The organism is Streptomyces sp. NPDC026515 (genome assembly GCF_055567595.1).
In genome coordinates this window covers 112,220-132,468 of sequence record NZ_JBVHQD010000004.1, presented here as the reverse complement: position 1 = coordinate 132,468, position 20,249 = coordinate 112,220, and the positions used below count along the sequence as shown (strand labels likewise).

Sequence of the window (20,249 nt, the reverse complement as noted above, 5' to 3'; positions counted from 1 at the left end):
GATCGCGCATGACCCTCTCCCCTCAATCGTCCGGACTCGTCACGCCGAAGTGGAGCGGCCGCCTTCCGCGGCTACCGTGCGTGATACCGATCGAGTGTAGGCAGGAGATGCCGGAGGCGGCACGCACTTTTCCGACCAGGGGACTTGCGCTTCCCGGAGATACCGGTTCGTTCCCATTTCGTCGCACCTCGGGGAATGGGGCGACTTGTTGTCCCGACATTTTCCGGACATTCATCCGGCCGGCCTCGATAACCCCGCCGTCGCGGAAGGCGCTTTCCGGGTCGGCGAACGGCGCGGGAGCAGGTCGGCCGGAAGAGACCGCCGCAACTCCAGCGATTGGCCGAAAAGCAGGCTTTCCAGCCCCCAGCAGGACATCGGGACGCGCATCCCCCGCCACGGTCCGGCCCGCTCGGGAAAGGACGTCCGGAACGCCCCGGATGCACATCGTCGCGGGTGGCACACGGAACGCGCCGGTCCGTTCCGCTCCACCCGGAGTTGATGTGGAACATGTGTGGATATTCGGTGAAGCGCCGTTCGTGGCTGAGAAATTGGCATCGCACACCGGGTTCCGGCAGGGCACGCAAAGGCCGGAACGCAGCCCGTCCCGGTGGCCGGTGGACGCACCACCACTCTGCGAGCAGGCCTAATCTGATCGGCGAGCAGACTGAACAGGCACGGCAAGTGGACGGATTGGACTGGATTGGATACGCAAAAGACGCGGAGAGCGCCATTCGCCGCGCTGCGCCGGACCACGGCGATGCCGGTGGCCGCGCAGGTGCTCATCGCGGGAACGCTGTTCTCCCGTCTCGGCGACACCCTCGCCTCGCTGGGACTGGTGCTGCACGCGGCGGACCGGGACATCCGGTTCGGGGTGACCGAGGTGATGCTCGCCGAACTCATCCCGACGGTGCTCGCGGCGCCGCTGATCGGCTCACTGGTGGACCGGTTCAGCGCTCGCGCGGTCTGCCTGTGGGCGCTGCTCGCCCAGTCGCTGGCCCTGGGCGCGGCCACCGCCGTCGGCGGTTTCCACGTGAAGGTCGCGCTGATCGCGCTGTCCGCCCTGGCCGGAGTGGCCTCGGTGGCCGCCGGGTTCAAGATGCTGCCCGCCGTCGCCGGTGACCAGCACACCGGCCGGGCGAACAGCTTGCTGACGGCCGGACTCTCCGTGGCGGGGCTGCTCGGACCTCCACTGGCCGGCTTCCTCAACTCCCGGTGGGGCACCGGCGTGCTCCTCGGCGTGGACGCCGCCTCCTTCCTCGTGCTGGCGGGGTGCACCATGCTGGCGGTGCCGAGCACCGTGGACGTGGCGATCGGCCGCCGCCCCGCCACCAAGCTCGCGGACGGCTACCGGGCACTGCGCGACGCCCCGGTGGTGGGCACCCTGATGCCGGCCCTGGCGGCGGCGATGCTGGCCACCAGCATCGAGAACGTCGCGGGCGTCTTCTACCTGCGCGACGTCGTCAACGGCAACGACACCGTCTTCGGTCTCTTCCTGGCCACCTGGGCCCTGGGGTCCGTGCCCGGCGCCCTGCTCGCGGGCCGCGCCGGCTGGGCGGACCGGCACACCCTGCTGATCGTCGGCGGCGTCATGGGCATCGGCCTGGGCCTGCTCCTCACCGGTCTGATCCCGGTCGCCGCGGTGATCTTCCCGCTGTTCCTGGTCGCGGGTTTCGGCAACGGCGCGTGCAACGTCGGTCTGCGCAACGCGGTGCACTCGCGGGTGCCGGCCGAGGTGCACGGCAGCGCCTGGGCCTGCTTCCAGGCCCTGTCCCGCAGCTGCATCGGCGTCGGTTACCTGCTGGGCACTCCGAACAGCGTGGTCTCCAGCCAGGGTCAGGTGATCGTCTCCGGCGTCATCCCGCTGGCCGCCATGGCGTGGGCGGGCCTGGTCTTCGCCCGGCGCGGCGAGCGCACCGTGACGGAGCCCTCGGCCTGAGCGTCCGACCGGCCGGTCGGACAGCAGCCGGGCAGGACCGCGGCCGGCCCGGCCGGCCGCCCGGGAGCTGGTGAAGGGCACGCCGGCGTACCGCCGCCTCGACATGCCGGGCGCGCCCGGCACCGCGCTCACCGCGGGCCGGACCGTGCCCGACCTGTCCGGCAAGCACGACGACCCGGCGGTGGTGCCCCCGCCAAGCACCGACGCGGACGCGCGGACGTGGTCCGATACGACCGCCACCCCGACCGGCCCGCGCATGCCGGCCTGACCTTCGCCGACGCCCGCACCCGCCGCACGGCCGGGCCCCGTCACACGGCCCGGCACCCGCCGTACGGCTCGTATCCGACCACCGGGACGGAGGCTCCGCCGAACGGGCCCTCCGCAGGAGAGGACAGAGAGGGGACGCTCGTCTTGACGGAGGCTTTGGTCTAGTCCTCTTGACGGCGGAGACCTCGGGGAGTTTGGTATGTACCAATACTTCTGCGGCCCCGTCCTCACCCCTCCACCCTCCTTGGGCATCCCGAAAGGGCCACTGTCATGTACCTGGCAAGACTTGCGGCTTCCGCGTGCGCCCTGGCCCTCGCGGCCACCGGCGCCGCCGTCGCGCTGGCCCCCGCCGGCAGCGCCGCGGCGGGCAGCGTCTACTCCGTGGCTCCCTACGTCGACATGTCGAACGGTCAGGAAGGCCTGCTCGACACCGCCATCACCGGCCACCACCTCAAGGCGTACACCGCGGCCTTCGTCCTCGGCGTGGGCTGCAACCAGATCTGGGGCGACACCCTCCCCGTCGGCAACGACTCCTACACCGACCCGGAGATCGCCAGGGCGAAGGCCGAGGGCGCGTCCGTGATCATCTCCTCGGGCGGGGCGAGCGGCGAGCCGCTCGCCTGGACCTGCTCGAACCAGAGCAGCATCGACGCCGGGTACCAGGCCGTCATCAACGACTACGGCGTCACCCAGCTCGACTTCGACGTCGAGGGCGCCGCCGTGGCCGACACCGCGGCCGTGGCCCGTCAGATGCAGGCGATGAAGGACCTCAAGGCGTCCAACCCGGGCCTCCAGTTCTCCATGACCCTGCCCGTCCTGACGAGCGGGCTGACCGGCGACGGCGTCAACATCCTCAAGGCCGCCAAGAACGCCGGCGTCAAGATCGACGTCGTCAACGTCATGACCATGGACTACTACGCCGGTACCGGCACCGAGATGGGCCAGGCCGCCCTCTCCGCGGCCCGGGCCACCCTCGCGCAGATGCAGTCCGTCGACTCCGGCTACGGCTACGCCAACCTCGGCATCACCCCGATGATCGGCAAGAACGACGACGGGTCCACCTTCACCCTCGCCGACGCCCAGACGGTGGAGAGCTTCGCCGCGCAGAACGGCGTCGGCCGGCTGGCGTTCTGGTCGGCCAACCGGGACCAGCCGTGCGGCGGGAGCGCCAACTCCCTGTCCACGTGCAGTGAGATCAGCCAGAACCCGCTCGCCTTCACCGACGCGTTCGTACCCTACGAGGGCGGTTCGGGCGGAGGAGGAGGCACCACCACCGACTTCTCCCTCTCCCTGTCGCCCGGTTCCGCCTCGGTCGCCCAGGGCGGTTCGGCGACCGCGACCGTCGGCACGGCCGTCACCTCCAGGAGCGCCGAGTCCGTCAGCCTCTCCGCCTCCGGCGCGCCCTCCGGTGTCGGCGTCTCCTTCAGCCCGGGTTCCGTGACCTCCGGCGGCAGTTCGACGCTGACGGCGACGGTCGGCTCGTCGGTGGCCGCGGGCAGCTACCCGATCACGGTCACCGGCACCGCCGCGAGCGGCAGCCACAGCGCGACCTACACGCTCACGGTCACCTCCTCCGGCGGAGGTGGCGGCGGGGGCTCACTGGTCAACGCGGGCTTCGAGAGCGGCAGTCCGAGTCCGTGGACCTGCACCGGCGGCAGCACGGTGGTCTCCAGCCCGGTCCACAGCGGCAGCCACAGCCTCCAGGTGACCCCGAGCGCCAGTGCCACCGGTGAATGCGACCAGACCGTCACACTCTCCCCCAACCACACCTACACGCTCTCCGGCTGGGTGCAGGGCCCGTACGCCTACGTCGGTGTCAGCGGCGGCGCCACCGCCAGCACCTGGTCGAACGGTACGAGCTGGAACCAGCTCAAGGTCACCTTCACCACCGGCGGCAGCGGAACGGTCACCGTCTACGTCCACGGCTGGTACGGCCAGGCCGCGGTGAACGCGGACGACTTCACCCTGAGCTGAGCGCGGCACATCGGCACGAGGGGGCCGGTTCCCCTGGGCGCGCGCCCAGGGGAACCGGCCCCCTCGTCCGTGCCGGGCCAGGCCTACTGGCCGAAGCCGTAGGCGAACAGGTGGTCGGTGCCGGTCGAGCCGGTCACCGGCAGCGTCACCGACGCCACCTGCTTGCTCGCGTCCAGCGGTACCTTCGTGGCGAAGACGAACGTCTTCACGTTGTCCCGGCCGCCGCTCCCGGTGTTCCGGTAGCCCGTGCTGACGGCCGTCGTGTCACCCGGCAGCGGTTTGCTCGGCCCGCCGTTCAGCGTCCAGTCGGAGAAGCCGACCGTCGCCTGCGAGGTGGTGCCGTCGGTGTAGGTGACGGTCAGTGTGCCGGAGACCCCGCTGCCGTCGGTGGGCGCGTTGGTCGCCGAGCCCAGCAGACCCAGCGAGGCGCCCGAGGTGCCGGCCGGCATGGGGATGGTCTGGCCGGCCATCTCCAGGTTGTCGGGCTGCCCGGACTTCACCGTCGGCCAGGTGTAGGAGACACCGTCCACGGTGAGGGTGGAGCCGCTGGTGACACCGGCCGCCGACAGCGCGTTCTGCGAGTAGGCCCAGCCGCCGCCGTCGAAGCCGCCCGAGTAGCCGGTGCCGTCGGGGTAGATGCCCTCGTTGGTGTCGTACGGCCACAGGGCACCGGCCTTGGCCACGGCGACCCGGAGCGCCGCCCCGGACAGCGCCGCACCGGTGTCGTGGTCGGTCAGGGCGAACGTGACCGGGAACGTGCCTTCGTCCGGACCCGCCGTCACGTGGACCTTCGCCTCGGCACTGCCCGAGGCGGGCACGGTCAGCGAGCCGGACGCGCTGCCCAGGGTGACGCCGGCGGGCGCCGCCGCCGTCCAGTCGACCGTGACGGCCTTGTCGCCGAGGTTGGTCAGGTCCAGGGTGCTGTCGTCGCTCGTGCCCGGCTGGAGGACCAGGCCGTTGCCGGGACCGGTCGCCGCCAGCACCCGGCCGCCGCCCGTGGTGTCCGACGGCGGCACCGCCGACGGGCCGGACGCCCAGGAGGTGTTCGGCCGGGTGCCGAGCGTGTAGTCGAGCGTGCCCGCGCCCTTGAACTGCTGGTACGTGAGCCAGGAGGCGTTCCACGCCTTGCCCTTGACGTTCAGCGACTGTACGTACGGCGCGTCGGTCGCGGCCTGCGGTGCGTTGATCCGCACCGTCTTTCCGCCGCCCAGGGTCACCTGGGCCACCGGGAACACCGGGCTGCCGAGCACCAGGGTGTCCGCGCCCGGGGTCTCCGGGTACATGCCCAGCTCGGACCAGACGTACCAGGAGCTCATGGCGCCGAGGTCGTCGTTGCCGAAGGAGCCGACCGGGGCGTTGAAGTACAGGTCCTGCTGGGCGTCACGGACGGCCGCCTGGGTCTTCCAGGGCTCGCCGGTGTAGTTGTACTCCCAGGGGATCTCCACGCTGGGCTCGTTGCTCAGGTCGGCGTCGGTGCTGCCGGGACGGGTGATGTCGTCGAGCAGGCTGTCCAGGTAGGACGAGTACGCCTTGGTGCCGCCCCGGGCCTGGATGAGCTGCTTCAGGTTGAAGGGGACCATGGGGGTGTACTGGGCCGAGGTGCCCTCCACGAAGCCGTTGGAGGTGCCGGGGGTGAAACCGCTCGCGAACTGGCCGTCCTTGTTCTTGGCCTGGAGGTAGCCGGACTGCGGGTTGAAGACGTTCATCCAGTCCTGGGCGCGGGTGGCGAACTTCTCGTAGACCGACGTCTTGCCGAGCGACTTGGCGAAGGCGGCGAGAGCGTAGTCGGCGGAGTCGTACTCCAGCTGGGTGGAGACCGGGCCGTAGAAGTTGCAGCAGCCGTAGCTCTCGTCGAGCGGGAGGTAGCCCTTGGCGTCCCGCACCGACTCGCCGGGGCGGTCGTTGTTCGGGACGGTGGCCTCGTGCTGGAGGGCCGCGAGGGCCTTGTCCGTGTCGAAGCCGGTCGCGCCGAAGGCGTACGCGTCGGCGATGATGCCGGCGGCCGGGTCACCGACCATCACGTAGCTCTCGCCGTTGTTCGAGGCCCACTTGGGCAGCAGGCCGGTCTGGTCGTAGCCGTTGAGCATCGAGGTGACGACGTCGCTCGCCACCTTGGGCTCGACCAGCGCCATCAGCTGGGTCTGGGAGCGGTAGGTGTCCCAGCCCGAGTAGTTGGCGTACTGGGCCTGCTGCCCCTTGGCCAGCTTGTGGACCTGGTTGTCCATGCCCATGTACTGGCCGTTGGTGTCGGAGTAGACGTTCGGGTGCAGCAGGGCGTGGTAGAGCGCGGTGTAGAACTGCGTCTGCTGGTCGGTGGATCCGCCGCCGACCTGGATGTTCTTCAGCACCGTGTTCCAGGCGTCGTGGTTGGCCTTCTCGACGGCGCCGACGTTCCGGCTGCCGATCTCGGCGCCGAGGTTGGCCGCCGCGTTCGCGTCACTCGTGTACGAGATACCGACCTTCGCCGTCACCTTGGGGTTCGAGGAGGTGTCGAAGGTGAGGTACATGCCGTTCGCGCCGGTCGTGGGCGGCTGGGCGGACGCGGCGGCGGTCTCGCCGCCGTTCCTGTGGACCGTCGGGGCCGGCTTCGCCGGGACGGTGAAGTGCTTCTCCTTCAGCGGTGCCGACGTGGACTTCTTCGGGGTCTGCACCACCTTGCCGGCCTTCAGCGACGTGGCGTCGGGGGTGATGGTGCCGCCGACCCAGGTGCCGCTCGCGGTGAACGGGCGGTCGAACTTGACGTCGAAGTGCAGCGTGTACCGGTTGGCGGCGCCGCAGAAGTGGCCGCTGTCGATCGCGCCGCTGATCTCCTTGCTGTTCACCACCTGGACGCGGGTTCCGTCCACCTGGGTGGCGCCCCCGCTGAGCTTGAACAGCAGGTTCGCCTGCCGGTCCGAGGGGAAGGTGAAGGTGCCGATGCCGGCACGGGTGGTGTCGGTCAGCTCGGTGGCGACCCCGTTCGCGTCGGTGACCTTGTAGGAGCCGACGGCGGCTTGTTCCTTGTCGTGGCCGAAGCCGACGGACGTGCCGCCGAGGTCGCCCGACAGCGCACCGGTCACCGGCAGGATCGGCAGGTCGCCCGCGACAGGGCAGCCGGGCCCCGAGACATGGGTGAGGCTGAAGCCGGAGATCTTGCTGTCGGCGTACTCGTAGCCGCCGCCGTCGGGGCGGTGCGGGGTGGTGTCGGGGCCCCACTGCACCATGCCGGCCGGCATGTCGGGGCCGGGGAAGGTGTCCACCGCACCGGAGGTGCCGATGAGGGGGTTGACGAGGGACGCGGGGTCCTTCACGAGGGGCGGTGTCGCGTTGCCCGCGGCCTGGGCGCTGCCGAGCGCCTGCAGCGGAAGGGCCGCCATGCCAAGGACGCACACGGCGACTAGGCGTCGGCGGAATCTTGCTCGGTCGGCTGGTGCAGCTGGACGTCGGGGTCTCACCATCGGTTGCCTCCGCAGCGGTTCGTGCTTCGCACATCAGGTGTCGGCGCGCCGAAAAACACCGGAATGCCGGCGACAGGCAACAGTTCGGGTCGCTCCCACGGCCTGACAACGTTGCCATGCACGAGTGTCGAGTGAAACGCCTGTGCTTGTGGCGTGTCAACGAGGCCAACAAGACTTTCTGAGCGCGAAGTTCACGGCGGGGCGGGCACCCGGCCGCGGCCGTCGCACGGCGGCCGCGGCGTCCTCGCGGGTCGGTGCCGTGCCGGACGCGGACCCGCCCCCGCGCGGGAGGGACCGGAGGCGGCGGCGAACCGCCGGATTCCTTGCGGGAGTGACGACTCCTCAGCAAAGGCTTCCCGTCCGGCGCGGACAGGCCTCGGCAGGAAGGACGCGGTACCCCTGGAGCAGCAGGTCACGGTCGGTGCGCAGCGGGGCGGAAGGGCTGTGCGCGGCCCTCCCGCCCCTGGTCCGCGCCCCTGGCCTCGTCCCTCGTCCTCACCTCTCGTCGCGCAGCTGGGCCGCCAGGGAGGTCAGCGACTCGGTCTCCTCGGTCCTGCCCTGGGCGGTGAGACGGGCGACCGCCGCGTCGAGGCGGGTGAGGGCGGGGGCGGGGCGTTCCAGGTAGAGGCCTTCCACGACGGACGCGAGCCGGACGCACTCGGCCCACTCTCCGGCGTGGCCGTCGTCGGGTCCCGGTTCGCCGAGCAGGGTGAGAGCCTTGTCCAGTGCGGCCAGAGAGGTCTCGTACTCGCCGGCGTAGGCGTTGACCCGGCCGTGTTCGTAGGCGAGGGCACTGTCCAGGGAGCGGTCGGGGGACTCGTACTCCGCGGCCCTGGCCTCGTCGGCGACCCTGCCCGCATCCGCGAGGAGGGCGAGGGCGTCCGCCAGTCCCTCGGCACCCTGCCGCTGGGCCTGGAGGCGGGCGATCTCACGCAGGCTGCTGCTGAGCTGCTCGTAGCGCGGGGCCAGGGAGTGCGCGGCGAGGGCCTGGTCCGCGGCCGCACGGGCCCGGCCGAACTCACCGGACTCGGCGAGGAGTACGGCGGTCTCCGCGGCGATGCCGGCGTGGCTCCCGGGATCGTCGTCCCAGCCGGCCGACTCGGCCGCGAGGGCGACGAACTCGGCCGTGGCGGCCTTGAGGTCCTCCCCCGCGTGCAACGCGCGGGCGCGGTACAGGCGCAGCTGGGCGACGAGACGGTCGTCCACCTCACCGGCGACGACGTCCGGTTCGGCCAGGAGCGAGTCGAGCAGCGCGATGCAGTCCTCGACGCGTCCGAGTTCGAGACTGAGCCGGGCCACGTTGCCATAGGTGCAGAGCGCCTCCGTCCGGCTGCCGTGGCGCAGCTCCCGCTCCGCGGAGCGTGTCAGGTGCCGTAGCGCCTCCTCGGGACGGCCCAGGCGCATGCAGGCCAGCGCCAGGTCAGCGTGCAGGCGGGCCGTGTCGGCCGAATCGGAGGGCCAGTCGGCGGCCAGCCGCAGGCCCTCGGTCAGGTCCGTGTGCGCGGCCTGCGCGTCCCTGAGGCCGAGCCGGAGCCGGCCGCGCAGCCCGAGCGTGCGGGGCAGGTGCCAGGCGGGGCCCTGTGCCCGCAGCCGGTCGAGGAGCGCGTCGACCTCCGTGACCGCGGCGGGGAGGTCGCCGGACAGGGCCCGCGTGGTGGCCCGCAGCAGACGGCCGCCGGAGATCTGCGAGGCGATCTCGTGCCGGGTGGCGAAGTCGAGCAGCAGGTCCACCTCGGCGAGCACCGGCGCGAGGTGTTCGTCGTTCCCCGTCGCCTGCAGCCGCAGGCCGAGCGCGCTCGCCCGCAGCCGCAGCACCCGGGCCTCCTGGTACGGGGCGAGGCCGGTCGTCTCCTCGTTCAGCCGGACGAGGGCGTCGTGGACGGCGGTCAGCGCGGCGGCCTTCGCCTCGGCTCCGTCGCCGTCCGCCGCGGGGATGTCCGCCGTGGGCAGCAGGCCGCAGGCGCGGGCGAGCGCCGCGTGACCGGGCGCGCCGGCCTCGTCGTACAGGCCGGCGGCCGCCTCCCACAGGGCGACCGCCCGGTCGAACTCGTCCTTCTGGCCCGCCCGGCCCGCCTCGTCGGCCAGCAGGTCCGCGCGCAGATGGGCGAGCGGCCGCACGTCCGGGTCGTCCGGGTGGACGTAGCCGGGGTCGGCGACGAGCGTGCGCAACCGAGCCCAGCAGGCCACCGCGTCCGGGTGTCCCCGCTCATCCAGCTCCCGTGCCCGGACGACGAGTTCGGGCAGCGACTCGGGCAGGGCGGTGGCGGCCGGGCGGACGGCGGGCGGGGCGGCCGGGGCCACGTCGTCGAGGACGCGGGTACGCAGGGTCAGTTCCAGCGCGTCCAGCAGGGGGGCACGGCCGAGCCGGGCGGCACGCCGGTCGGTGTGGGCCGTGGTGCCGTTGCGGGCGTCGAAGCGGGCGGCGAGGTCGTCGGCCCGGCGGTGTACCTCGGCCCGCAGGCCGGCCACCGTCCAGGTGCGGCCCGGGTAGCCGGCGGCGGGCAGTTCGCCGTGGCCGAGGAGTTCGACGCGCTGCAGGAGGACCTCGACGCCGGTGAGGAAGGCCAGCTGGTCCAGCGGCGAGTCGACGTCGTCGAACAGGTTCCGGTTCTCCGCGAGCAGCTCCAGGCCGCGCGCCTCGTTGCCGGTCAGCGCGCAGAACTCCAGGTGCCGGGCGACCTCGCCGGACATCGAGGGGTTGCGGCGGCAGGCCCGGTAGCCGACGAGGTGCAGTTCGCGGGCCTGGTCGGTACGGCCGAGGCGCAGCAGCGGAAGCAGCGCGTGGGAGACGGAGCGGGCGGGTTCCTCCTGGCAGGACTCCTTCCCGGCCAGCACGGGTTCCCAGGTGCGCAGGGCCCGTTCGTCGTCGTCCGCCGCGAGGTGGTGGAGCGCGCGGTCGCAGATCTCGCAGGCCTCGCAGTCGCTGAGCCGGGTACGGGCCCGTCCCGCCCACAGTTCGAAGGCCAGGTCGGTGTCCTCGCCGACGTGGGCGGCGAGGTGGTACGCCTGTCCGTAGTAGGGCTGGAGTCCGAGACCGGCCTTCTCGTACCGGTCGCGCATCTCGGTCAGCCACTGGCGCAGGCTGGCCAGCGGTATCTCGGGCAGCGCGACAAGGGCGTTGGCGACCCACTTGAACCGCCAGAACAGCGTGTGCCGCAGCCGCTCGTCGAAGACGTCGGGCTGCTCGTCGAAGAGGGTGAGGACACGGGCGAAGACGACGGGCGACTTCCTGGGCTCGGCGCCGTAGTTGTAGGCATTCTGCAGTGCGAAGAGCGCCTGGACCAGCGGACGCGGCTCCGCGAACTGCTCGGCGGTCTCGACCAGTTCCTCGGCCCTGACGGTGCGGGAACGGCCGTGGGGGCGCCGGTCGTTCTCCTGGAGCGCCCGGTACAGCTCGTCCGTGTTCTGCGGATGGGGTGCGGTCGGCATCGTCAGCTGTCCTTGCGGAGGGCGTGGGCGAGGAGGTCGAGGAAGGAGCGGTTGATGAGGCTCGACTCGGCGGGCCTGAGCGGGCGCCGGGAGAGCATCGCGGCCTGCCCGTAGAGGGCTTCGGCGCTGGTGCGGGCCAGCTCCGGTTCCTCGATGGCGACCGCGGTGCGGACCAGCGGGTTGAGCTGGTTGAGGATCAGCTGGGCCCGCGGGGCCTCCTGGCGCAGGTGGCCGAGGATGTCGCCCCACACCCCGCCCTGCTGTTCACGGGCGAGCTGGGAGCGGGTGCGTTCGTGCCGGGCCTCACGGCTGTCGAGGAGGAGCGCCGGCGCCGAGGCGGGCTGGAAGGTGCGCAGCGCGACGTCGCAGTCGAAGACGGCGAGCGCGTCGCGGGCCTGGGCGAGGTAGGCCGCGGCGGCGAGTTCCGTCTCCCGGTCGACGGGGTCGAGGTGGGCGGTGAGGGTCGCCGGGTCGAGGTCGGCGACGCTGACCTCCGGCCTGATCTCCGGCAGCCGGTGGACCAGTTCACGGTCGTAGGTGTAGCCGCCGTTGACGACGCCGAGCCCGGCGGCCGAGGCGATCGCCGCGACCTGCCGGAACTCCTCCACACTGGAGGTGACCAGGACGGTGCGGTGGGTGCGGGCGAACTCGTCGAGGGTGGCGTGCCCGGCCGTGGTCTCGAACGGCAGCCAGGGCAGCAGCATCCGCAGGATCTCGTCGTCGTGCACGGCGAGGGACTTCACGGCCAGGTGGTGGGCCTGGAGGAAGCGGCCGAGGAGGTCGGGATCGCTGGCGGCGGTCCGGGCGATCCACGCGCGCAGCCGTTCGGCCAGCGCGTCACGGACCGCGGCGAGGGTGTCGTCCTCGTACAGGGACTCACGGGACGCGGTCGGGCGCAGGCTCTCGGCGTCGAGGACGCAGCGGACGAAGAAGGCCCACTCGGGCAGGATCTCCTCGGCCTGCTCGGACAGCAGCATGCCCTTGACGTGCACACGGTGGCCGTGGCGGCGTCCGGCCGGCACCGCGTCGGGCAGTACGCACGCGATGCCCTTGAGACCCACGGCCGGCAGGTCCAGCTCGACGGTGTCCAGCGGGGTGAACCCGAAGGTCTCCTCGCCGTAGGCGGCCAGCGCACGGGAGCGTGCCCCCGGGGTGGGGTAGGTGCGCGCCCAGGGTGCGGGTTCGGGATTGACGGGCGCGCCGGGGCCGCCGGTGCCGTCGTCGAAGGTCACCGGGTGGCGCAGCAGGGAGCCGAAGTGCCGGGCCAGCGCGTGCACCTGAACCGGCCGGGTCCACTCGCCGGTGTCGGCGCGGGGCGTCAGGGTGACGGTGGTGCCGGGCCGCGGTCGGGCGGAGGCGGGCAGGGCACGGACGGAGTAGCTGCCGTCGCCGCGTCCCCGCCATTCCACGGCGGGGGCGTCGGGGGTGCGGGCGGACCTGCTCAGGACGAGGATCTCGTCCGCGACCAGGAAGCAGGAGAGCAGGCCGATGCCGAACTGGCCGATGAAGTCGGCGCGTTGCTCGGCGATCTTGTCGGCCCGCTTGCTGCTGCGGCCGATGGTGGCGAGGAAGGTGTGGACGTCGGCCTCGGTGAGACCGACGCCGTCGTCCTCCACCCGGACCACCGAACCGTCGGCGTACAGGCGGATACCGAACGCGTCGGCGGGGGCACCCGGTTCGAGGGCGTGCCGCGCGGTCAGCGCGTCCACCGCGTTCTGCAGGAGTTCCCGCAGGTAGACGCGAGGGCTGGAGTAGAGGTGGTGGGAGAGGAGATCGACGAGGCCGCGCAGATCCACCTGGAAGGTGCGGTCGGCGCCGGCGGCCGGGCTCGAAGGGGTGTGGGACACAGTCATCGGGCAGTCCGGGGTGAGATGAGCGGCGGGCGGGGTGGCGGGGTCAGGCGTTGCGCCGGGCGCGGGCGTACATCTTTTCCGGCTCCGCCATGTACCTCCAGGGCCAGGTGGTGTAGGCGCCGCCCAGCTCGCGGAAGACGTAGGGCAGAGCGATCCGCTCCGATGCCAGGGACAGGGCCATGGCGAAGACGTTGAAGTCGTGCTGCCAGCCGGGGCGGCGCTCGTAGTCGGGGTGGAGGATGCTGCGCTCGGCCGCGTCCATCAACTCGTCCTGGATCTCCGGGGTGATGAGGCAGTTCTTGCGGCTGGACTCGACCCAGTCCTCGATGTGCGCGAGGGCGACCACACAGCCGAGGCGATGGCCGTCGGGCGCTCCGGCGAAGGCCGCGCGGGCGAAGGCCAGGGCCTCGCCGGGCTCGCCGCTCCACCGGGGCTGGAGGTAGGACACCCACTCGACGTGGGTCTCCAGGTTCAGCGGGTCGCGGCGCAGGGCGGCGTCGAGGCGGGTCTCGTTGACCGCGCGGCCGAGCGAGATGCCACGGCCGGAGGTGAGCAGGCGCCGCCACGGGGTGACCCACTCCGGCCGCAGCTCCGCCGCTTCCAGCAGCTGGTCCTCGGCGATGTCGAGCCGCTCCCGGAAGACCCGCCACTGCTCGGGCGTGACGTCCACGGCACTGGCCCGGGTACGGGCCTCCCAGCCCCAGCTGACGTGGCGCGCGCCGGATATCAGCAGCGCGGTCGCCCGGTGCTCCTTGTCCTCCTCCACGGCGCGGCCGATCCAGTCCTGCACACCGTCCAGGTCGGCCAGTTCACCGAGGACCCGGTCGTCGCGGCCGAGGTCGAAGGGGGCCAGCGCCGTCCTGACCGCCGTCCAGTCGCCGGCGCCGGCGGCCTCCACCAGCGCGAGCACCCGTGTGTCGCCGAGGGCGCGCAGCGTGTACATCCCGTTCATCAGCCTGCGCGGGCCGGGAAGGGCGTGCGGATCCGTCGCCGGTCTCTCCCCGCCCCTGCCGAACAGCTTGCCGAACATGCCGCGCCCTCCCCAGGATCCGCGTGATCATCGGAGTGCAGCATAGGCGGCTCCACCGACATCGGTTCCACAGGGTTTTCAGCGGTGGCTCACGGCTGCCGGAGGGTTCGGCGGCGGTGCACGCTGACGGCGTAGCCGCCGCCGTCGTAGGGGTCGGCGTCCCAGGTGGCGAAGCGGTCGGTGAGGGTCAGGCCGGCCGCGGCGCAGCAGTCGTCGTACTCGGCCAGGGTGATGCCGGGCGGCACGGGCAGATGGGCCTCGTCCAGGCCGAACCCGGCGACCAGCAGGCCGCCGGGGCGCAGGGCCGAGGCCAGCCGCGTGACCACGGTGGCCTCGGTGCCCGCGGCCAGCAACGGGAAGATGTTGCCCGCCGCGACCACCAGATCGAAGTCGGCCGCGATGCCGAGCCGGCGGGGCTCGAACCCGGCCAGGTCGGCCTGGTGCCAGGCCAGTCCGGGCGCCTGCTGCCGGGCCACGGCCAGCATCGACGCGTCGAGGTCCACCCCGACGCAGTCGTAGCCGAGTTCGGCGAGCCGGATCATGACCCGTCCGGTGCCGCACCCGGCGTCCAGTACCCGCGCTCCGGCGGGCACCAGCGCCGCGCAGAACCGTGCCTCCCCGTGCACGTCCGCTCCGCCGCGGGCCAGTGCGGCGAACCGCGCGGCGTAGTCGTGCCCCGACGCGCCCCCGGTCAGTTCGTGCCAGCGACTCATGCGAGGAACTATAGGACGGGGTGGCCGGGGCATCAGGCGCCGAAGACCTGGAACTCCGAGACCTGCCCGGCGGGCCGGCCGTTGTTGGCGGTGATGGTGAGCCGTACGTAGCGGGTGGTGACGGCGGCGGGGAGGGTGAGGGTGGCGGTGTTGCCGGTCGCCGGGTCGAAGGTGCAGCCCGCCGGGGCGAGCAGTTGGGTGAAGGTGGTGCCGTCGCTGCTGCCCTGGACGGAGAGCGTCTGGGTCCGGGCGGCCCAGGCGGTCGCCGGGGGAAGGTGCAGGACGATCCGCCGGACGCCGGTGGCGGCGCCCAGGCCGAGCTGGATCCACTGCGGGAAGGCGTTGCCGGCGGACTCCCAGTAGGTGCCGGTGTCGCCGTCGGTCGCGTTGCCCGAGGCGTACGTCTGGATGTGACTGCTCTCCGAGGTGGGCCGGTGCAGGGCGAGGCCGGTGGTGCCGGACGGGGCGTCGGTGGTGACGGTGACCTGGTGGGAGGGCTGCGGCACGTTGCCCGCCGCGTCCAGGGCGACGACGTCGAAGGTGTACGCGGTGGACGCCTCGAGTCCGGTGACGGTGAACGACGTGGCGCCGGTCTGGGTGCTGGTCGTTCCGGTCACCCGCAGGACGCGGTAGCCGGTGACACCGGCGTTGTCGGCCGACGGGCTCCAGGCCAGCGAGACGGCGTGACTGGTGTGCGCGGTGACGGTCAGGCCGCCCGGCGCGTCCGGCGGGGTGGTGTCGCCGGTGGCGACGGTCGGCTGGGTGGGGCGGGTGGCGGTCACCGCGATCCGGCCCTTGAGCATGCGGCCGCCGTCACCGGTCAGCCGGAGGCAGTAGTCGGAGGAGCAGGCGGTGCCGTCCTCGTCGAGGGCGAGGAATCCGGAGTCGGTGGGCACCCACGCTGGGTCTCGGCGGTCTTGGCGATCTGGTTGCCCTCGTTGTACTCGTCGAACATCGAGATGCAGATGCCCTGCACCCCGGCCCGGACCATGTTGTGGAGCTGCCGCCACATGAAGTCGCCGTGCGCGCGCTGCCGTCCGCAGACGTCTCCGGGCAGCACGCAGGGCGGTGGTCGATGTCGTTGGCGTTGCATTCGGCCTGGTCGCCGACGGTGTAGGCGTTGTCGGCTTCCGGCACGTTGCCGACGGCGCCGACCATCCATGGCGAGATCATGTTGAAGGCGTGGTAGACGCCGAGGAAGCCGGGCCGCGAGCCCCCGGTCCCCGTCCGCCATTCGCACGGCACGCCACCGACGACGTAACACCCCTGCCCCTTGAACCAGTTGACGACGTCGAGGCAGTCGTCTGCGGTGAAGGGGTGGTTGGGGTCGTTGAAGCCGAAGCCCCAGATGCAGACGACCGGCTTGCCGTTCTGCTTCGCGTAGGCCGCACTCGCGGTGTGCGCGGACATCTTGTCCGTCCTGATCCCGGACCGCATGTCCGTCCAGTTGGAGACGTCGTACATGAGGTAGAACTTCCGGCCGTACGACTCGGCGGCGGCGCGCCCCCTGGCCGCCATGGCGTCGCGGGTGGGGCCCTCACCGCCGGTGGCGTCCAGTGCCACCAGCCGTTGATGGGCGCGCCGTCGCCGGCGCAGGTCGGGTGGCCGCCGGTGGTCGGTGCCGCCGGGCGCGGGCCTGTCCGCGTCCGGCGGCACCGTCAGGTCTGGCTGTCAGGTGTTCCAGACCTGGACCTCGGACAGCTGACCGGCCGGCCAGCCGTTGTTCGCCGTGATGTTCACCCGGACGTACCGCTGGGTGGTCGCGGTGAACGTGATGGTCACCGTGTTGTTGGTGGCGGGGTCGAAGGCGTAGGTGGCCGACGACTTGATGGTGGCGAAGGAGGAGCCGTCGGTGCTGCCCGACAGGGACAGCGTCTGGTTGCGCGCGCCCCAGCCCGCGGGGAGCTGGAGGACGACGCGGCTCGCACTCTGCGCGGAGCCGAGGTCCACCTGCACCCACTGGGGGAAGGCGTTGTTGGCGCTCTCCCAGTAGGTGCCCTGGTTGCCGTCCGTCACGTTCGACGACGGGTACACGTCGGTGTGGCTGGACTCCGTGGTGGCCGCGCCCGCCGCCAGGTTCCTGCTCACCGTGCCGGCGCCGGTGCCGGTCAGCGCGACCGTGGTCGTGCCGTTCGACGCGTTGCTGGCGATGCTGAGTTCGCCGGTACGGGTGCCGGACGCGGTGGGCCGGAAGGTGACGTTCACCGTGCAGGAGGCGTTCGCCGCGATCGACGTCCCGCAGGTGTTGGTCTGCGAGAAGTCACCCGTGGCGGTGATGCCGGAGACGGTGGCGGCCGCGGTTCCGGTGTTGGTCACCGTGACCGTCTGCGCGCTGCTGGAGGTGTTGAGCGCCTGGGTGGGATACGTCAGTGACGTCGGGTCGGCCGACAGGGTCGCCGGCGAGGAGCCGCCACTGCTGGGGAACACCTCGAAGTCCGACAACTGGGCGGCGTTCCAGCCGGTGTTGGCGGTGATGTTCACCCGCACGTATCTCGCCGTGGCGGCGTTGAACGTGATGGTGGCCGTGTTGCTGTTGGTGTTCGGGTCGAAGGTGTACCCGGCCGACGCCTTGATCGTGGCGAAGCTCGTCCCGTCCGTGGATCCCTGCACCGACAGGGTCTGCGTGCGGGCCGACCACGCCGTCGCCGGCGGGAGCTTGAGCACGACCTTGCCGACGCCGTAGTTCTGGCCGAGGTCGACCTGGGCCCACTGCGGGAACGAACCGTTCGTGCCCTCCCAGTACGTGGAGGCGTCCGGGTCGGTCAGGTTCGAGGCGACGTAGGGGCTGCTGCTGGAACTGGCCGTCGCGGGGCGCCCGGCGGCGATGTTCGTGGTGCTGTCGATGCCGCTGCCGGTCAGGGAGACGGTGGTCGGGCTGTTGTTGGCGTTGCTGGTGACGGTCAGGCTGCCGTTGCGGGTGCCGCCGCTGGTGGGCTTGAACCCGACGTTGACCGTGCAGGAGGCGCCGACCGCGAGGGTGGCGCAGTTGTTGGTCTGGCTGAAGTCGCCGGAGGCCGAGACTCCCGAGACGGTCGCCGACGCGGTGCCCGAGTTGGTCACCTTCACCGTCTGCGCGGTGGCCGAGGAGCCGACCACCGTGCCCTCGAAGGACAGGCTCGCCGGGTCGGTGTTCAGGACCGGGCCCGGCGCGGTGCCGGTGCCGGAGAGGCTGACCGTGTTGGTGGTCCCGCCCGCGGTGACGGTCAGGGATCCGGTACGGCTGCCGGTCGCCGTCGGCGTGAACTTGACGCTGACGGTGCACGAGCCGTTCGCCGCGATCGACGAGCCGCAGGTGTTGGTCTGGGAGTAGTCGCCGGAGGCCGAGATCGAGGAGACGGACGCGGCGCTGTTGGTCGGGTTCGAGACCGTCACGGTCTGTGCCGCGCTGGTCGAACCGGTCGCCACCGCTCCGAAGTTCAGCGCGCCGGGGGTGGCCGTCACGCCTTCGGACGGGTAGGGCGGGAAGACCGGGGCGGGCCAGCCGCCGCAGTACGGGGTGCCGCTGATGCCGGAGTTGCCGCCGCCGTCGGTGACGACGAAGTTGCCGCCGGAGCAGTTGTACACCGGGGACGAGTAACCGACACCGGTGGCCGTGACGTTGGTGAACTTGGCGGCGCCGCCGGTCTGCTCCTGGAGAGCGAAGGTTCCGGTACCGGCGATGGTCACGTTGTTCAGGTTGACCCCGCTGATGGTGCCCTCGACCCACTGGACGGCCTCGTAGGGACTCTGCTGGATCAGCGCGTTGGTCACGTTGATCGGGCCGTTGATCGCGCCCTGGCTGCCGTCGAACCAGAGGGCGCCCACACCGAACTGCCAGTTCGGGTCGAGGCTGCCGTCCCGGATCAGGGTGTTGTCGGAGATGGTGGTGGTGCCGACCGGCGTCGACGTGAAGCGCTGCCCCACGTGGATCCCGCCGCCCTGCGCGATGCCGGAGTCCACCACCCGGTTGCCGCTGACGGTGTTGTCGTGACCGCCGTAGATCGCGATGCCGTTGGCGAGGATCTGCAGGGAGACGGTGTTGTTGGAGACGGTGTCGTTGGCGTCGGCGCCGAGGGCGGAGTCCGCCCAGGTGGCGATGCCGTCGTCACCGGTGTTGCGGATGTCGCTGTTGGTCACCTTCGAGTTGGTGACACCGCCGTGGAAGTTGATGCCGTCGGCGGTGGTGTCCCGGATGCGCAGGCCGGTGAAGGTCAGCCCGTCCATCGGCCCGTCCATCCAGGCGCCGACCTTCATGTGGTCGATCCACAGGTTGGAGACGGTCGAATCGCTCATCGCGCCGCCGATGCCGTTGACCTGGGCGCTGTCGTCGCGCTCCTGCACGTTGCCGAAGATCGCGAAGTTCTGCAGGCGTACGCCCGTGCTGGCCGAGGGCGCGGAGTTGCCGTAGAAGCCGGGGGCCGTGCCCGTGACGGTCGAGTACCACATGCCGGCGCCGGCGATCGTGACGTTGTTGACGCTGATGTGGCCGGGGATGTTGTAGGTGCCCGGCGGGATCCACACGGTGCCGCCGGGGCCGGCTGCGCTGATCGCCGCGTTGAACGCGCTGGTCGCGTCGGCCGCACCGGTCGCGTCGGCGCCCTTGCTGGTCACCGACACCGCCCCCGAGGGCGCGGTCAGGGCGGCACCGACCTGCTCGAAGTCGGCGAAGTCGATGGTGTACGAGGAGGCGGTGTCCCCCGCGTCGACCTGCAGCTTGAAGGTGGTGCCCGCCGGATAGGTGGTGGTGAAGAGCCGGTGGGCCTCGTCGTAGAAGTGGTGCGGGTTGCTGCCCGGCGTGTTGGTGAACGGGTAGCTGCCGTAGTACCAGCTGTAGGCGTTGGTCAGGGTGAAGTCGGGCTGCTTGACGCCGTCGATGTACAGGGACAGCGCGGCGGTGTAGACCGAACCGCCCGAGGTGTCCGGGATGCTGTACCGGAAGTTGATCGAGTTGGTCGCCACCGGCGTGGTGAACGTGACGTACTTGCCGGTGCCCTGGAGTGTCGTCGCCTTGCGGTACGACGCCTCGTCGGCCAGCTGGCCCTGGGTGTAACTGGGGCCGATGTTCGTGCCGTTGGTCGCGGAGTTCTCCGCCTGCACCTCGACGTACGGCAGGCTCGCGCCGCTGCCGCCGGTGGCGGTGGAGGCCGCCCAGGCCGGTTGGACGGCCAGGACGACGACGGACACGGCGGCCACCATCGCGGTGCCGACCGCCCAGACGAGGGCTCGTCTCAGATATCGGATGGAATGGAACATTTACCACTCCTTTCACGCGGCATGCCGGACTCGGGAGCGCAGGCGAACGGCGCGGTCCGGCACACAGCGGGACACGGGGGACGCGGGGGTTGGTGGGGGACGGTGGGGGGTGGTGAGGGCGCAAGGGGGACCGTAATATCGCCGATATCATCGCGCAATAACTCGACAGAACTTTGCAACAATAAAAATGAAGCTCGCAAGATCCCATGTGCCGCAGCGCGTCAGGGCAGGCCGCAGCGCCGCCGGACGAGGCCCCCGGCGGCGCCCCCGCATCGGCGGGGTCAGGCGTTCCAGATCTGGAACTCGGACACCTGGCCCGCAGGCCAGGTGTCACCGGCCGGCAGTGAAGGTGGCGCAGTCGGTACTGCCGTCGGCGGT

General features: G+C 71.6%; 9 protein-coding genes and 1 pseudogene. 3 read left to right on the top strand and 7 right to left on the bottom strand.

The window, feature by feature from the left end; genetic code table 11:
- Positions 1 to 757: 757 nt before the first annotated feature.
- The 3 genes from ACZ4O3_RS09030 to ACZ4O3_RS09020 all read left to right on the top strand — a co-directional run bounded on the left by ACZ4O3_RS09030 (position 758) and on the right by ACZ4O3_RS09020 (position 4,177).
- Positions 758 to 1,936, top strand: a complete 1,179-nt coding sequence (locus ACZ4O3_RS09030) for an MFS transporter (RefSeq protein WP_467721739.1) — start codon at positions 758 to 760, stop codon at positions 1,934 to 1,936.
- Positions 1,937 to 2,006: 70 nt separating this feature from the next.
- Positions 2,007 to 2,204, top strand: coding sequence for a hypothetical protein (locus ACZ4O3_RS09025; protein ID WP_467721738.1), 198 nt, complete (start codon positions 2,007 to 2,009; stop codon positions 2,202 to 2,204).
- Positions 2,205 to 2,473: 269 nt separating this feature from the next.
- Positions 2,474 to 4,177 carry a carbohydrate binding domain-containing protein gene (locus ACZ4O3_RS09020; RefSeq protein WP_467721737.1) on the top strand — a complete coding sequence of 568 codons (1,704 nt, stop codon included), beginning with the start codon at positions 2,474 to 2,476 and terminating at the stop codon, positions 4,175 to 4,177.
- An 83-nt stretch (positions 4,178 to 4,260) separates the two neighbouring features.
- Here ACZ4O3_RS09020 and ACZ4O3_RS09015 read toward each other — a convergent pair whose 3' ends face one another.
- From ACZ4O3_RS09015 to ACZ4O3_RS08985, 7 genes and pseudogenes are all read right to left on the bottom strand, one after another.
- Positions 4,261 to 7,533, bottom strand: coding sequence for a GH92 family glycosyl hydrolase (locus tag ACZ4O3_RS09015; RefSeq protein ID WP_467721736.1), 3,273 nt, complete (start codon positions 7,531 to 7,533; stop codon positions 4,261 to 4,263).
- Positions 7,534 to 8,109: 576 nt separating this feature from the next.
- Complete coding sequence (locus ACZ4O3_RS09010; protein ID WP_467721735.1) at positions 8,110 to 11,043, bottom strand: hypothetical protein; 2,934 nt, start codon at positions 11,041 to 11,043, stop codon at positions 8,110 to 8,112.
- Between the two features lie 2 nt (positions 11,044 to 11,045).
- The gene (locus ACZ4O3_RS09005; protein WP_467721734.1) at positions 11,046 to 12,896 is read right to left on the bottom strand and encodes an HSP90 family protein; all 1,851 of its coding nucleotides are present in this window, start codon (positions 12,894 to 12,896) and stop codon (positions 11,046 to 11,048) included.
- A gap of 43 nt (positions 12,897 to 12,939) precedes the next feature.
- Positions 12,940 to 13,926, bottom strand: coding sequence for a hypothetical protein (locus tag ACZ4O3_RS09000; RefSeq protein ID WP_362727830.1), 987 nt, complete (start codon positions 13,924 to 13,926; stop codon positions 12,940 to 12,942).
- A gap of 89 nt (positions 13,927 to 14,015) precedes the next feature.
- On the bottom strand, positions 14,016 to 14,639 hold the full coding sequence (locus ACZ4O3_RS08995; RefSeq protein ID WP_467721733.1) for a class I SAM-dependent methyltransferase: 624 nt from the start codon (positions 14,637 to 14,639) through the stop codon (positions 14,016 to 14,018).
- Between the two features lie 32 nt (positions 14,640 to 14,671).
- Positions 14,672 to 16,235, bottom strand: a pseudogene (locus tag ACZ4O3_RS08990) (discoidin domain-containing protein).
- A gap of 75 nt (positions 16,236 to 16,310) precedes the next feature.
- Complete coding sequence (locus tag ACZ4O3_RS08985) at positions 16,311 to 19,871, bottom strand: choice-of-anchor D domain-containing protein (RefSeq protein ID WP_467721732.1); 3,561 nt, start codon at positions 19,869 to 19,871, stop codon at positions 16,311 to 16,313.
- Positions 19,872 to 20,249: the final 378 nt, after the last annotated feature.